The sequence below is a fragment of the Conexibacter sp. JCM 18997 genome, assembly GCF_055391915.1.
In genome coordinates this window covers 1733431-1746969 of the sequence record NZ_AP043885.1, presented here as the reverse complement: position 1 = coordinate 1746969, position 13539 = coordinate 1733431, and the positions used below count along the sequence as shown (strand labels likewise).

The following is a 13539-nucleotide window of genomic DNA, read 5'->3' as shown; positions in this document are numbered from 1 at the left end:
TCGCGGGAATGATCGAGGTCCTGCGTGCCGACGACACCGACATCGAGTCGCTGCGCCCGTTGTGGAACGCGTTGCGCGCTCATCACCACGCGGTCGCGCCCTCCTTCGGCCCCCTGCGCCCGGAGGCCGAGGGCTGGGAGCTCCGGTCCAAGGACTACCGCGAGATCCTCCAGGAGGGCGGCGCGCTGTTCGTCGCACGCGACGGTGACGAGCTCGTCGGCATGGCCATCTGCGAGCCCGACCAGGGCCGCTCGGCGACCTGGCCCTACCCGCGCACGTCGCTGCACGTCGTGGACCTGGTGACGCTGCCGCAGGCGCGCGGTCAGCGCGTGGGGGAGCGGTTGATGGCCGCCGCCGAGGCCGAGGCGCGCGAGCGCGGCTACGAGGCGATGGACCTGATGGTGGCCGGACCCAACGCGGGCGCGCGGCGCTTCTACGAGCGCCTGGGCTACGCCGACGACCTGGTCGTCTACCGCAAGCGGCTCTAACGGCTCTAGCGGCTCTCGGGCCGCAGGCCGAGCGTCGACAGCTCGCTCAGGTGTCCCAGCTTGTCGGGGTTCAGCATCGAGAACACGCGCGCCACCCGGCCGTCGACGACGTCGACCGTCATCACGTTGATCAGCCGGCCCTCGGGGTCGAGCGTGCGGAAGCCGGGCTGGCCGTTGACCAGCGCCGGCACGATCTCGATGCCCCAGTAGGTGTCGCCCCGCACGGCGAACGCCCGCAGCGCGTGCGCGATCGCCGCCGCGCCGACCAGCGGGCGCCCGATGGCCACCGCCTTGCCGCCGCCGTCGCCCGTGAGCACGGCGTCGGGGGCGAGCATCGCCACCAGCGCCTCCATGTCGCCCTCGCGGGCGGCCTGCAGGAACCGCACGGCCAGCTCGATGCGCTGCTGCGGGTCGGGCTCGAAGCGTGGGCGTTCGGCGTCGATGTGCCGCCGCGCCCGCGACAGGATCTGGCGCGTGTTGGCCTCGCTCTTGCCGATCACCTCGGCGATCTCCGGGAAGCCGTAGTCGAACGCGTCGCGCAGCACCAGCACCGCGCGCTCCTCGGGGGTCAGCCGCTCGAGCAGCACGAGAAAGGCCAGCGAGATCGTCTCGGCGTCCTCGACCTGGGCGGTGGCCACGTCCTCGACGATCGGCTCGGGCAGCCACGGGCCGACGTACGTCTCGCGCCGCACGCGGGCCGAGCGCAGCACGTCGATGGCCAGCCGCGTCGTCGTGGTGGTCAGCCACGCCTCGGGGTTGTCGACCGCCTCGGCGTCGTGCAGTCGCAGGAGCGCCTCCTGGACGACGTCCTCGGCCTCGGCCACGGATCCGAGCATGCGGTAGGCGACCGAGAACGACAGGGGGCGCAGCTCGTCGACGGGGGCCACTGTCACAGGGTGGCACGCCGTCTCGTCGGAGGGGCATGCACATCTTCCTCGCAGGCGCGACCGGCGCGGTCGGGCGCGCCCTCATTCCCCAGGCGATTGAGCACGGCCACACCGTCACCGGCACGACCCGCAGCGCCGACAAGGCGGCCCAGCTGATCGAGCTCGGCGCCACGCCGGTCGTGGTCGACGGCCTCGATCGGGCCGGCGTGATCGCCGCGGTCGCCGCCGCCCGGCCGGACGCGGTCGTGCACCAGATGACCGCGCTGAGCGGGTTGTCGGACTTCCGCAAGGTCGAGCAGGCCTTCGCGCTGACCAACCGCCTGCGCACCGAGGGCACCGACCACCTGCTGGAGGCCGCGCGCCTGGCCGGCGTGGAACGGGCGGTCGTGCAGTCGTTCACCAGCTGGCCCTACGCGCGCACCGGCGGCCCGGTGAAGTCCGAGACCGATCCGCTGGACCCCGACCCGCCCAAGCAGCTGCGCACGAGCCTGGCGGCGATCCGCCACGCCGAGCGCGCGGCCACGGAGTTCGGCGGCACGGTCCTGCGCTACGGCGGGTTCTACGGGCCGGGCACCGGCATGGCCCCCGGGGCCGACCAGTGGGAGATGGTCCGCGCGCGCAAGTTCCCGATCGTGGGCGACGGCGGCGGGATCTGGTCGTTCTGCCACATCGACGACGCCGCATCGGCCACCCTGGCCGCGCTGGAGCAGGACGCGCGCGGGACGTTCAACGTGGTCGACGACACGCCGGCGCCCGTGCGCGAGTGGCTGCCGGTGCTGGCCCAGGCGATCGACGCCCCCAAGCCGCGCCACGTGCCGCGCTGGGTGGCCCGCCTGATGGGCGAGCACCTCGTCGTGATGATGTGCGAGGCGCGCGGCGCGTCCAACGCGAAGATCAAGGCGCAGCTGGGCTGGACGCCGGCCTGGCCGACGTGGCGCGAGGGCTTCAGCGCGCTCGGAGGGCAGCGCGCAGCAGCCACGCCAGCCCGAGGGTGAGCAGCGCCACCACGACCACCGTTGTCCGATCGAGCCCGGTATCCGGGTCGGAGCGGACAACGGGTGGGGCGACGGGGGCGAACTCGATCGTCGGCGCGGCGTCGATCGGCCAGGTCGTGCGGGCCAGCCGCACGCAGGGCAGCTCGGCGCCGCGCTCGGTGCGGTCGATCACGCGCTCCAGGCCGTAGCCGGCCAGCTCCAGGGCCAGCAGCGCGGCGGCGGGATCCTCGATCCCGGCGATCTCCAGCTCGTCGAGCGTGACCGCTTCGTCGTCGGCCTCGCGCATCAGATCGAGCAGCCGGCTGGCCCGGCCGTCCAGCGTGTTGGGCATGGATGCCTGGTACGGCGCCAGGATCGGTTCTCCTCCCGCACGGCCGGGGTAGCGCGGACGCCATGCGCGCCCTCTGTCTCGTCTGCACCCTGAAGCGGTCCCCCGAGCCGTCCAACGCCGAGTCGCTGGCCGACGTGGTGCTGTCCGCGCTGCGCGAGGACGGCGTCGAGACCGAGGTGGTCCGGCTGACCGACCACCAGATCGACCCCGGCGTCCTGTCGGAGGCCATCTCCGACGGCGACGAGTGGCCGGCGATCCACGCCAAGCTGCTGGCCGCCGACATCCTGGTGATGGCCAGCCCGACCTGGATGGGGCAGCCGTCCAGCGTGGCCAAGCGGGCGCTGGAGCGGATGGACGGGATGATCGCCGAGACGCAGGGCGACGGTGAGACGCCGGTCGCCTTCGGGAAGGTCGCCGGGATCGTCGTGGTCGGCAACGAGGACGGCGCCCATCACGTGATCGCCGAGATCGGCCAGGCGCTCAACGACATCGGCTACACCCAGCCGGGCCAGAACTGGACCTACTGGAACAAGGGCCCGGGACCGGGCGACGAGGAGTGGCTGACCACCGACGAGCGCGAGTGGTCGACGACCACCGGCCAGACCGCCGCGGCCAACCTGCTGCGCGTGGCCAAGGCGCTGGAGTCGTGGAGAGCCTCGTAGCCTGAGGCGCGTGAAGTCCTTCGCCAGCGACAACTACGCCGGAGCGCATCCCGCGGTCCTCGAGGCCGTGGCCGCGGCCAACGCCGAACACGCCCCCGCCTACGGCAACGATCCCCTGACCGCCCGGGTCGAGGAGCGCCTGCGCGGCGAGTTCGGCGCCGACGCCCGCTCGTTCCTCGTCTTCAACGGCACCGGCGCCAACGTGCTGGCCATCCGCGCCGCCTGCCGGCGCGCGTCCGCCGTGATCTGCACGGCCAACGCCCACATCGCGGTCGACGAGGGCGGCGGTCCGGAGTTCATCGCCGGCGTCAAGCTGATGACCGCGGTGACCCCCGACGGCAAGCTGCGCCCGGCGGACATCGATCGCCTCAACGTGCGGGCCGGCGACGAGCACGCCGCGCAGGCCGGGCTGGTCTCGATCACCCAGTCGACCGAGCTGGGCACCCTGTACACGCCGGCGGAGATCCAGGCGCTGGCCGACAGCGCCCACGGGCACGGCCTGAGCCTGCACCTGGACGGCTCGCGCCTGGCCCACGCCGCCGCCGCGCTGGACCTCCCGCTGCGCGCGCTGACCACCGACGTGGGCGTGGACATCGTCAGCCTGGGCGGCACGAAGGTCGGCGCGCTGGCCGTGGAGGCCGTCGTCTTCCTGCGGCCCGAGCTGGCCGACGGCTTTGCGTACCTGCGCAAGCAGACGCTGCAGCTCGCCTCCAAGCAGCGGTTCCTGGCCGCGCAGATGGACGCGCTGCTGGAGGGGGAGCTGTGGCGCTCGCTGGCCGGCAACGCCAACGCGATGGCCCGCCGCCTGGCCGACGCGGTGCGCGACGTCGACGGCGTGACGATCACCCAGGACGCGCAGGCCAACGTCGTCTTCGCGATCCTGCCGCCCGCGGTGACCGAGCAGCTGCAGCAGCAGTGGCCGTTCTACGTGTGGGACCCGCACACCGGCGAGGTGCGCTGGATGTGCTCGTGGGACACGACGGCCGACGAGGTCGACGCGTTCGCCGCGGCGGTGCGGACGGCGATGTTTGCCGACGCCCGGTAGCTGGGGAAACCAGCGGTCACTGGGTCATCGACTGAAAGGACACAGACATGTCCGATGGAACCATTGACACCGCCAAGGGCCGCGTGAAGGAAGCTGCGGGCGACCTGACCGACGACAAGAGCCTGAAGAACGAGGGCAAGGTCGACCAGGCCAGCGGCTCGATCAAGGACAAGGTCGGCGACGCCGCCGACAAGGTCAAGGACGTCCTGCGCAAGGACTGAGCGGTACCCGCCGCCGGGCGCGCCTGGCATCGTCTGCGACATGACGATGCGCAGGACGCCCGCGGCGAAGAGCACCTACAGCGACGCGATCAGCGTCGACGGACCGGGGCGATGGATCCACATCGCCGGCCAGGTCGGCATCGACTTCGACGGCATCCGGCCCCCGGGGGACCTGCGCCAGCAGTCGGAGGTGCTCTTCGATCGCCTCGACGCGCTGCTGCAGGCGGAGGGCGCCACGTTCGCGCAGCTGGTGCGCACCACGGTGTTCGTCACCAGCTTCGACGACTACGCCACGTTCACCGCGGTGCGCGCGGCCCGCTTGGGCGGGCTGCTGCCCACGAGCAGCGCCGTACAGGTCGTCGGCCTGATGGGCGGCGCGCTGGTCGAGGTCGACGCGGTCGCGTTCGTCCCCGCGGCTGACGCCTAGGAGCGCGGCAGGCGCACGACCTCGACGAAGAACTCGTCGATCTGGCGCACGACGGCGATGAAGCGCTCGAAGTCGACGGGCTTGGTCACGTACGCGTTGGCGTGCAGCGAGTAGGAGCGCAGGATGTCCTCCTCGGCCTCGGACGTCGTCAGCACGACGACCGGGATCGTGCGCAGCTCCGCGTCGGCCTTGACCTCTTCGAGGACCTCGCGCCCGTCCTTGCGGGGCAGGTTGAGGTCGAGCAGGATCAGGTCGGGGCGCGGCGCGTCGGCGAACTGGCCCTCGCGGCGGAGGAACGCAAGCGCCTCCACGCCGTCGGCGACGCAGTTGAGGCGGTTGCGGACCTTGTTGTCCGCGAACGCCTCCTTGATCATCAACGTGTCGCCCGGGTCGTCCTCGACGAGCAGCACGTCGATGGGCTTGAGGGGCATGTCGGGCGGAATCATCGGTCGGTGTCCTCCTGGAGTACCGGCAAAGTGAAGCGGAAAGTGGTCCCCTCCGGTACGGACGTGTCCAACTCGATGCGTCCACCGTGGAACTCGACGATCTTGCGGCACAGGGCCAGGCCGATGCCGGTGCCCCCATACACCTCTTTCGGGTGCAGGCGCTGGAAGATCACGAAGATGCGGTCGGCGTACTCCGGCTCGATGCCGATGCCGTTGTCGGAGACCGAGAAGCGCCACATGTCGTCGGCGCGCTCGACGCTCACCACGACCAGCGGCGGCGCCTGGCCGCGGAACTTGATCGCGTTGCCGACGAGGTTCTGCAGCACCGCGGCCAGCAGCGTGGGCTCGCCGCGGACCGAGGGCAGGTGGCCGACCTCGACGATCGCGCCCGCCTCTTCGATCGAGGTGGCCAGGTTGGCCAGCGCGGTCTGCATCGCGTCGTCCATGTCGACGATCTCCGGCTCCTCGGCCATCCGGCCGACGCGCGAGAAGGCGAGCAGGTCGTTGATCAGCGCCTGCATGCGCTTGGCGCCGTCGACGGCGAACTCGATGTACTGGTCGGCGCGCTCGTCGAGCTGGTCGCCGTAGCGGCGCTGCAGCAGCTGGGTGAAGCTGGCCACCTTGCGCAGCGGCTCCTGCAGATCGTGCGAGGCGACGTAGGCGAACTGCTCGAGCTCGGCGTTGGAGCGGCGCAGGTCCAGCGCCTGGTCGTCGAGGCGCTGGTTGGCGTCCTTCAGGGCCTCCAGCTCGCGCACGACGCGCCGGCGCAGCGCGCCGATGTCCTCGCCCAGGTCGACGATGTCGCGCGCGCCGTCGCCGTGGATCGCGTGATCGAAGTCGCCGCTGGCGGTCTGGCGCGTCTCGCGGCTGAGGCGGGCCAGCGGCCGTGAGACGATCAGCCGGATGAGCAGGGCCAGCGCGATGAACGCGAGCACCAGCAGTACGGCGATCGCGGCGAACGACCAGCTCAGGAAGTCCGCGGAGCTGGCCAGGTCGTTGCGGCCCTCGGTCCGGCGCACGGTCAGGTCTGCGTCGAGGCGGTCGTAGGCGGCGCGCACCTGGTTGAAGCGCTGCTTGCCGACGTCGGTGGCCGCGGTGTCGAAGATGTCGCGGCCGTCGCTGAGCGCGTTCTGCACGTAGTCGCGGTTCCAGGCGTCGACCGCGCGCTTGAGCGCCGCCACGCGCCCGAGCAGCTCGTCGTCCCCGATGTCCGCGGCGCCGGCGTCCAGCGCGGCGGTCGTCTCCTTCTGATCGCGCAGGCCCCGTTCGTAGGGCGCCAGGTAGCTGCGATCGCCGGTCAGCGCGTAGCCGCGGATGCCGGTCTCCTGGTTGACCAGCGCGGTGAGCAGCTGCTGGGCGGCGACGCGGGTCGGGCCGACCTGGTCGATGACCCGGTGGCGCGCATCCGTCAGGCGGGTGATGGCCACCACGCCGAGGACGAAGCAGACGGTCAGCAGCACGGCCAGGGCGATGCCGGCGGCCGTGAACCACTGACCCGCGCGCAGGCGCGAGACGAGCGGGCGGCGGGAGACGATCGTCGGGTCGCTCAAGCGATCAGCGGGCGCGGGAGGACAGGAGGAGAGCGGCCACGTCATCGGCGTGCGGCCCGCCGTTGAGCGCTTCGACGTGGCCCAGCAGCGCGTCCAGCAGCTCCTGCGGGTCGCGACCGGCGCCTCCCAACGCCGCGATCGCGTCGGTCAGCCCTTCGACGCCGAGCCGCTCGCTGCCGCGACCCACGCGACCCTCGATCAGCCCGTCGGTGAACAGCAGCAGCGTCCACTCGTCCGGCAGCTCCACCGTGCGCGACTCCCACGGCTGGTGCTCGTCCAGGCCCAGCGGCAGGTGGACGCGATCGACGGGCAGCTCACGCGGCGCCTCGCCGTTGATGACCACCGGCGCGGGGTGGCCGGCCAGCCACACGTCGGCGGTGCGGCGGTCGGGCGCGATCGTCAGCAGCGCGAACGTGGTGAAGATGTCGGGGCGGTGGCGCTCGTGGATCAGCACCAGCTCCAGCGTGGCCAGCACCTCGGCCGGCGGCAGCTGCGCCAGCGTCAGCGCGCGCCAGGCGATGCGCAGCGAGACGCCGAGCGCGGCCTCGTCGGCGCCGTGGCCGCACACGTCGCCGATCGCCACGTGCAACGAGCCGTCGGGCAGCTCGACGACGTCGTAGAAGTCCCCACCCAGCACGGCGCGGCGCCGGCCGGGGCGGTAGCCCGCGGTCAGCTGCGTGTCGGGATCGCGCAGCAGCGCGGTGGGCAGCAGGCCGCGTTCCAGGCGCGCGTTCTCCTGGGCCTGCAGCTGCGCCTCCAGCAGCGCGCGCTCGGAGCGCTCGGCCCGGCCGCGGGCGATCGCGTAGCGGATCGAGCGGGCCAGGATCTCGCCGTCGACGCGGCCCTTGACCAGGTAGTCGTGCGCGCCGGCGGCGACCGCCTCGATGCCCCGGGCGGTGTCGTCGTGGCCGGTCAGCACCAGGACGGCGGTGTCCGGCGCGGCGCGGCGCAGGCGCACGAGCCCGTCGAGGCCCTGCGTGTCGGGCAGCCCGAGGTCCAGCAGGGCGCAGTCGGCGGCGGCCACCTGCGTCTCGGCCTCGGCCAGCGTGGTCACCGTCTCGATGGTGATCTGCGGCGCGACCTCGGTCAGCAGCTCACGGACGAGAAACGCGTCGCCCTCGTCGTCCTCGACGAGCAGCACCCGCGCGGGCTCCCGCATCGACGGAGGGAGCGCATCAGCCATCCGTGGAGCGGTGGACACAGGGCGATGCTATTCGAAGCGGCGGACCTCCGCGCGCGCACTACACCGCTTTCAGGTGCCGGATCGGCGCGTTGCGCAGCTCTCGGGCCACGGCCTCGACCAGCGGCACGTCGTCGCGCTCGCGCCCATCCGTGACTGAGGCGACGAGGTCTCGCTTGCGTTCGAGCAGGCGCGCCATCGTCTCGTCGATCGTGTCGGCGGCCAGCAGGTACCAGGCGGTGACGGCGTCGTGCTGGCCGATGCGATGGACGCGGTCCTCGGCCTGGTCGTGGATCGCCGGCGTCCACTCGAGCTCCAGGAAGCACACGTTGGTGGCCCGCGTGAGCGTGATGCCCTGCGCGGCCACCGCCGTCGAGCAGACCAGCAGCGTCGGCCCGGAGCCGGCCTGGAACTCGGCCACGGTGGCGTCGCGCTGGGCCTGGCTGTCGCGGCCCAGCAGGTGCAGCGCCTCGAAGCGCTCGACCAGCGCCTCCTGGATCTCCTGGTGGTGGGCGAAGACGACCAGCGGCTCGTCGGAGGCCAGGAAGTCGTCGATCCAGCCCAGCGCGGCGGCCAGCTTGCCGCGCGCGGCCAGGCGCTTGAGCGCGTTGAGCTGGGCCAGCCGCTCGGCCCGCCGGGCCGCGGCGACCTTGGCGTCGAGCTCGGCCAGGTCCAGCGGCAGCGTCTGCAGCCACTCGATCACGTCGCGCTCGGCCACCCGGTACTCGGCCTCGTTGGTCAGCGCGACCGGCAGCACCGAGCGGCGCTTGGCCGGCAGCTGGGGGAGCACGTCGCGCTTGAGCCGGCGCACGAAGCAGTGACGGCGCAGATGCCAGTGCAGACGCTCCTCGGCGCCGACGCCCTCGCGGAAGCGCTGGCTGAAGCGGGCGCCGCTGCCGAAGTCGCCCAGGCGGTCGAGCACGCGCAGCTGCGAGATCAGCTCGTCGGGGTGGTTCATCACCGGCGTGCCGGTCAGCGCCACGCGCAGGCCGTCGCGGGGGACCGACTCGGCCAGCCGGCGCACGGCCTTGGAGCGCTGCGCCCGCGGGTTCTTGACCAGGTGGGACTCGTCGACGATCAGGGCGCGCGGCCGGCGGGCGCGCAGGCCGTTGGTGTGCGCCTCGACGATCTCGTAGTTGAGGATCGTCAGGTCGACGACCGGGGGCGTGCTGCCCCGGCCGGACACGACGGCGCGGCTGCGATGCGGGAGCCAGCGCTCGGCCTCCCGCTCCCAGTTGAGCTTCAGCGAGGCCGGGCAGACGACGACGGCGGGCCAGGCGTCGTCGGCCTCCAGCGCGGCCAGCGCCTGGACGGTCTTGCCCAGGCCCTGCTCGTCGGCCAGGAACGTGCGGCGGGTACGCAGGACGTAGTGCACGCCGGCGCGCTGGAAGGGCTCCAGCGTGCCGCCCAGCCGCGACTCGATCTCCAGCGGCGGGCCCTCGGTGGCCTGCGACTCCTGCACCGCCTCCAGCGCGCCGTCGTGCTCGGCGCGCAGGGCGGCGAGCACGGGCAGCGCGTGGGCGCCCACCTCGACGCCGTGGGCGGCCAGGAAGCGGTCCAGCTCGGGCATCACCCACGGATCGACCGGCAGCGTGCGCGTCGAACGCTCGACGCCGTTGATGTCCAGGAAGGCCAGGTCGGCGTCGGTGTCCCACAGGACGTCGAGGCGCAGGCGCGGACCGGCCACGCCCTCGATGTGGGTGAGCACGGCGGGCGGCGGGTCGAGCCCGACCTGCAGGCGGCTGGCGCAGTCCTGCGCGCGGCGATCCAGGCGGGCCGAGCGCAGCTCGATCAGCAGCTCGGCCGCCTCGGCGCCGAACGGGATCCAGTGCTGGGAGCCGACGGGCTTGGCCAGCGCGGCCAGCTCGGGCGGCAGCTCGCCCGCGCGCGTCTCCAGCACGAAGTGCCCGCGGGCGTTGTGCTTGGCCGCGCTGACCACGCCGATCCAGCGCGCGGTCAGGCCGGTCAGCCAGTCGCGCGCGTCGTCGTCGACGGTCAGCTCGGGGTAGCGGCGCAGGATGTCGGCGACGTGCGTGCCCGTCCAGTCGTCGACCGGCGCCCACCACTCGCGGGCGTCCCAGTCGAAGCGGCGGCCGGGCACCTTGCGGACCGCCTCGACGAGGTCGTCGCGGTAGGGGAACGACAGCACGACGATCTGCCCGCCGCGCGAGGCGTTCTGGCGCAGGACGATGTTGGGGCCGTTCGGGACGAGCGCCACGGACACGGGCGTCACAGACCGAGCTGGAGCTGCTGCTCGGTCGGCTTCAGCTGGGCGTCGGAGGTCTGCGGGCGTCCGCGCCGCGACCAGTGGCCGACGACCTCGTGGGCCGAGCACTGCCGGTAGGTGATGCGCTTCTCCAGCGGCTCCAGGCCCAGCCCGTGCGGCTCGGTGCGGGTGACCGTGGCGTGGAAGACACGCCCCTTGCGGTTGACGAGCACGATGTCGCCGACGAGGACGTTGGCCAGTCGCACCCCCTCCAGGTTACGGGGACCGGCGGCGCAGCCCGCGGGCCTGATCTCGGTCGGCGCTGAACGCCTCGTGGCCCAGGTCGCCCAGCCAGCGGCGCATCCACCGGTGCATCGCCTCGGCGCCCACGACCTCGTCCTCGGGCAGCGCCCAGTGGGCGGGCGCCAGCACGAACGGGTAGGCCTGCGAGCCGCCCAGCCCGCCGTGGGAGCCGACCAGCTCCTCGAACGCCGCGACCTCCTCGGTCTGGCGCCAGAAGCAGCTGTTGAGGACGATGTCGGGGCAGTGCGCGAAGCCGTCCGTGCGGCGCACGTGATCGGCGGCGTTGGGTCCGAAGTCGGCCAGCGGGTCGTCGCCCTCGACGGCGTCGGTGTCCAGCCAGCGCGCGCCCGTGGGGCCGAGCACGACCGGGCCGCGCGCGGCTGAGCGCACGAGCGCGAAGCCGATGCCGTCGTGGTCGCGCAGCGCGGGCAGCAGGCGCGGGTAGCGCTCCTCGATCTGCTCCAGCGTGACGCGGCCGGGCAGGCGCGGGAAGCTGATCAGCCCCAGGCAGCCCGATGCCATCACGACGATCTCCGGCGGCTCCTTGCGGGGCGGCGCGTCCTCGTCGGGCTTCTCGTCGCCGAAGCGCACCTCGCCGGCCACCTGACGCCCGCGCGTGGCGGTGCGCACCGTGCGCGCGCCCAGCCCGTCGCCGCCCGCGGCCTCGGTCAGCGCCGCGCCGATGCGCCCCAGCGCCTCGTCCTCGCCGCTGGAGGAGGCGTCGACGTCGTCGGCGTCACAGGCCTCCTGGACGACCTGCTCGAGCGTGTGGCCGTAGCGGTCGCGGAAGGTCGCGCCCTGGGTCTGGCCGTGGTCGGACAGCACGACGACCTCGTAGCGGCGATTGGCCGTGGCCGCCGCCGCGGCGATGCGCGCCACCTGGCGGTCGACGTCGCGCAGGACCGCCAGCGTGTCCGGGCGCTCGATCCCGGAGTGGTGGGCGACCTCGTCGTAGGCCAGGAACGTCGTGTAGACGACCGGCCGACCGAGATGCGCGTCGGCCACCACCGCGGAGACCTGCAGGTCGCGCTGGACCGCCGTGGCCCAGGCCCGGGCCGGCGCGTAGGACAGCGTGCGCCTGATGCGCGGCTGCACGTCGCGGCGGCGCTGCAGCGACGCGTAGACCAGCTCGCGGCCCACGTGCGTGAGCGCCGCCAGCACCGTGCGGGTCATGTTGTAGGGGCTGGAGAAGTAGCCGGCGTAGTCCTGGCCCAGCCGGCCGCGTCCGCGCATCTCCAGCACCGTGGACATCGTCAGCAGCGAATGCGGCGCGTCGCCGGAGAGGATGTTCGCGCGGCTGGCGCCGTCGTCGTGCAGCAGGCCCCGGCCGTTGGAGATGCGGCGCTCCAGCTCGGTCGCGTCGCGCGGGTGGTTGGTCACCAGCGCGCGGTCGCCGTCCTTCTCCCACCAGCGGAAGGCCGGCATGTCCTCGTTGTTGCCGTGCAGCAGCCCGGCCTGGCAGGCGCCGGTCTGCGAGGACCAGTCGGTCTCCCAGCGCAGCAGCCGGTGGCTGCCCTCGCGCACCCAGCGGGCGATCGTCGGCGCGTTGCCGTCGCGCAGCGCGCGCAGGAGCACCTCGTGGGCGAGCCCGTCGATCTCCAGGAACAGCACGCCGGGCGGGCGCTCGTCGGCCGCGCCCTGCTGGCGGTTGCGCCGCACCAGATGGCGCAGCACGCGGTCGTCGTCGTCGATGGCCAGCAGCGCGCCCGCGATCGTCGACATGGCGGTCACGCCGAAGGCGACGCCGATGCCGGTCCACACGTCGCGCACCTCGACGCCGGGCACGACCCAGGCGGCCAGCAGCACGACCGCGCCGTTGAGCACGAGCACGGCGCCGCCCAGGGTCAGGACGGTGATCGGGAGCGCGAGCCGGATGACCAGCGGCCAGATCAGCAGGTTGATCACACCGCACACGGCGGCGACGCCCAGCGCCGACCAGACGCCGTCGATGTTGAAGCCGGGCAGGATGTCGCCGAGCACCAGGAGCGACAGCGCGGCGACGATCAGCGAGACGAGGCTGCGGGTGATCACAGCGCCAGATCCTCTCCGGCGGCCAGGACGGCGACGTGGGTGTCGGGCACGCGCTCGGCGGCGGCGCGCTGGAAGCTCTCCAGCGGGTCGCGCAGGACGTGGCCGTAGCGGCGGGTCAGGCCGATCGGCAGCAGCGTGCCGTAGTGGATCGGCACGGCGACGCGCGGGCGGATCAGCTCGAGCGCGTCGACCGCCTCGCCCGGGTCCATGTGGCCGGGGCCCAGCGACGGCCCCCAGCCCCAGATCGGCATCAGCGCGACGTCGATCGGGCCGAGCCGGGTCATCGTGTCGTCGACCGCGGTGTCGCCGGCGAAGTAGATGCGCGGCCCGTCGGCGCCGGTGGGGGAGAGCACGTAGCCCAGCGAGTCGGACACGGGCGCGACCGGTGACCGGCGCCCGTCGTGGACCGCGGGAACGGCCCTGACGTGCGCGCCGGCGACGTCGAGCTCGTCCCCGGCGGCGACCTCGCGCACCTCGGTTCCGGTCAGGCGGCGCAGGGTGCGCCCGACGCCCGCGGGGGCGACGATCAGCGGCGGCGGCGGTGCCAGCGCGCGCAGCGTCGGCAGATCGAGGTGGTCACGGTGCGCGTGCGAGACGAGCACGGCGTCGACGTCGTGCGGCGCGGGCACTGCCGGGGCGTGCCGGCGCAGATGCGCGACGCGCCCGCGAAGCACCGGATCTGTGAGCAGCCGCGCGCCGCCCAGCTCGATCAACACGGTCGCGTGGCCGAGCCAGGTCAGTCGATCAGGCACGGTTGGACCCTATCC

15 protein-coding genes are annotated in these 13539 nt (G+C 73.2%); 6 read left to right on the top strand and 9 right to left on the bottom strand.

The annotated features are described in order from the left end of the window. Positions 1-8 precede the first annotated feature (8 nt). Complete coding sequence (locus ACZ5UI_RS09130; protein WP_464196458.1) at positions 9-488, top strand: N-acetyltransferase family protein; 480 nt, start codon at positions 9-11, stop codon at positions 486-488. A 5-nt stretch (positions 489-493) separates the two neighbouring features. Here ACZ5UI_RS09130 and ACZ5UI_RS09125 read toward each other — a convergent pair whose 3' ends face one another. After that, on the bottom strand, positions 494-1381 hold the full coding sequence (locus ACZ5UI_RS09125) for an RNA polymerase sigma-70 factor (RefSeq protein ID WP_464196456.1): 888 nt from the start codon (positions 1379-1381) through the stop codon (positions 494-496). A gap of 29 nt (positions 1382-1410) precedes the next feature. On the opposite strand from ACZ5UI_RS09125, the gene ACZ5UI_RS09120 reads away from it, so the two are divergent. Then, the gene (locus ACZ5UI_RS09120; protein WP_464196454.1) at positions 1411-2370 is read left to right on the top strand and encodes an NAD-dependent epimerase/dehydratase family protein; all 960 of its coding nucleotides are present in this window, start codon (positions 1411-1413) and stop codon (positions 2368-2370) included. Here the strand turns inward: ACZ5UI_RS09120 and ACZ5UI_RS09115 are convergent. After that, the gene (locus ACZ5UI_RS09115; protein ID WP_464196452.1) at positions 2321-2701 is read right to left on the bottom strand and encodes a hypothetical protein; all 381 of its coding nucleotides are present in this window, start codon (positions 2699-2701) and stop codon (positions 2321-2323) included. The two genes, ACZ5UI_RS09120 and ACZ5UI_RS09115, sit on opposite strands and share 50 nt — an antisense overlap. A 62-nt stretch (positions 2702-2763) precedes the next feature. Between ACZ5UI_RS09115 and ACZ5UI_RS09110 the strand changes: the two genes are divergently transcribed. From ACZ5UI_RS09110 to ACZ5UI_RS09095, 4 genes are read left to right on the top strand one after another with little or no spacing between them, the layout of a single operon-like run. Beyond that, positions 2764-3363, top strand: a complete 600-nt coding sequence (locus ACZ5UI_RS09110; RefSeq protein WP_464196450.1) for a flavodoxin family protein — start codon at positions 2764-2766, stop codon at positions 3361-3363. 10 nt (positions 3364-3373) lie between these two features. Further along, positions 3374-4408, top strand: a complete 1035-nt coding sequence (locus tag ACZ5UI_RS09105; protein WP_464196448.1) for a threonine aldolase family protein — start codon at positions 3374-3376, stop codon at positions 4406-4408. Positions 4409-4455: 47 nt separating this feature from the next. Beyond that, complete coding sequence (locus tag ACZ5UI_RS09100; protein WP_464196446.1) at positions 4456-4629, top strand: CsbD family protein; 174 nt, start codon at positions 4456-4458, stop codon at positions 4627-4629. A 40-nt stretch (positions 4630-4669) separates the two neighbouring features. Further along, positions 4670-5056: a RidA family protein gene (locus ACZ5UI_RS09095; RefSeq protein WP_464196444.1), complete on the top strand. Its 387-nt coding sequence runs from the start codon at positions 4670-4672 to the stop codon at positions 5054-5056. On the opposite strand, the gene ACZ5UI_RS09090 is transcribed toward ACZ5UI_RS09095, so the two are convergent. From ACZ5UI_RS09090 to ACZ5UI_RS09060, 7 genes are all read right to left on the bottom strand, one after another. Beyond that, on the bottom strand, positions 5053-5487 hold the full coding sequence (locus ACZ5UI_RS09090; protein WP_464196442.1) for a response regulator: 435 nt from the start codon (positions 5485-5487) through the stop codon (positions 5053-5055). The genes ACZ5UI_RS09095 and ACZ5UI_RS09090 overlap by 4 nt on opposite strands. Positions 5488-5498: 11 nt before the next feature. Next, the gene (locus ACZ5UI_RS09085; protein ID WP_464196440.1) at positions 5499-7052 is read right to left on the bottom strand and encodes a sensor histidine kinase; all 1554 of its coding nucleotides are present in this window, start codon (positions 7050-7052) and stop codon (positions 5499-5501) included. A gap of 4 nt (positions 7053-7056) precedes the next feature. After that, positions 7057-8211 carry a PP2C family protein-serine/threonine phosphatase gene (locus ACZ5UI_RS09080; RefSeq protein WP_464196438.1) on the bottom strand — a complete coding sequence of 385 codons (1155 nt, stop codon included), beginning with the start codon at positions 8209-8211 and terminating at the stop codon, positions 7057-7059. Between the two features lie 82 nt (positions 8212-8293). Further along, a complete protein-coding gene (locus tag ACZ5UI_RS09075; RefSeq protein ID WP_464196436.1) occupies positions 8294-10450 on the bottom strand; it encodes a DEAD/DEAH box helicase in 2157 nt (718 codons plus the stop codon). 11 nt (positions 10451-10461) lie between these two features. Then, entirely contained in the window at positions 10462-10704 is a 243-nt protein-coding gene (locus ACZ5UI_RS09070) for a hypothetical protein (protein WP_464196434.1), read from the bottom strand. Between the two features lie 10 nt (positions 10705-10714). After that, complete coding sequence (locus tag ACZ5UI_RS09065; protein ID WP_464196432.1) at positions 10715-12772, bottom strand: phage holin family protein; 2058 nt, start codon at positions 12770-12772, stop codon at positions 10715-10717. Beyond that, on the bottom strand, positions 12769-13524 hold the full coding sequence (locus tag ACZ5UI_RS09060; protein WP_464196430.1) for an MBL fold metallo-hydrolase: 756 nt from the start codon (positions 13522-13524) through the stop codon (positions 12769-12771). The genes ACZ5UI_RS09065 and ACZ5UI_RS09060 overlap by 4 nt, the downstream gene beginning before the upstream one ends. Between the last annotated feature and the right edge of the window lie 15 nt (positions 13525-13539).

Bases quoted from the DNA above. Each gene is read 5' to 3' on its own strand.
- ACZ5UI_RS09130 (WP_464196458.1), top strand. From the start codon at position 9: ATGATCGAGGTCCTGCGTGCCGACGACACCGACATCGAGTCGCTGCGC.
- ACZ5UI_RS09120 (WP_464196454.1), top strand. From the start codon at position 1,411: ATGCACATCTTCCTCGCAGGCGCGACCGGCGCGGTCGGGCGCGCCCTC.
- ACZ5UI_RS09115 (WP_464196452.1), bottom strand. From the start codon at position 2,701: ATGCCCAACACGCTGGACGGCCGGGCCAGCCGGCTGCTCGATCTGATG.
- ACZ5UI_RS09110 (WP_464196450.1), top strand. From the start codon at position 2,764: ATGCGCGCCCTCTGTCTCGTCTGCACCCTGAAGCGGTCCCCCGAGCCG.
- ACZ5UI_RS09100 (WP_464196446.1), top strand. From the start codon at position 4,456: ATGTCCGATGGAACCATTGACACCGCCAAGGGCCGCGTGAAGGAAGCT.
- ACZ5UI_RS09095 (WP_464196444.1), top strand. From the start codon at position 4,670: ATGACGATGCGCAGGACGCCCGCGGCGAAGAGCACCTACAGCGACGCG.
- ACZ5UI_RS09090 (WP_464196442.1), bottom strand. From the start codon at position 5,487: ATGCCCCTCAAGCCCATCGACGTGCTGCTCGTCGAGGACGACCCGGGC.
- ACZ5UI_RS09080 (WP_464196438.1), bottom strand. From the start codon at position 8,211: ATGCGGGAGCCCGCGCGGGTGCTGCTCGTCGAGGACGACGAGGGCGAC.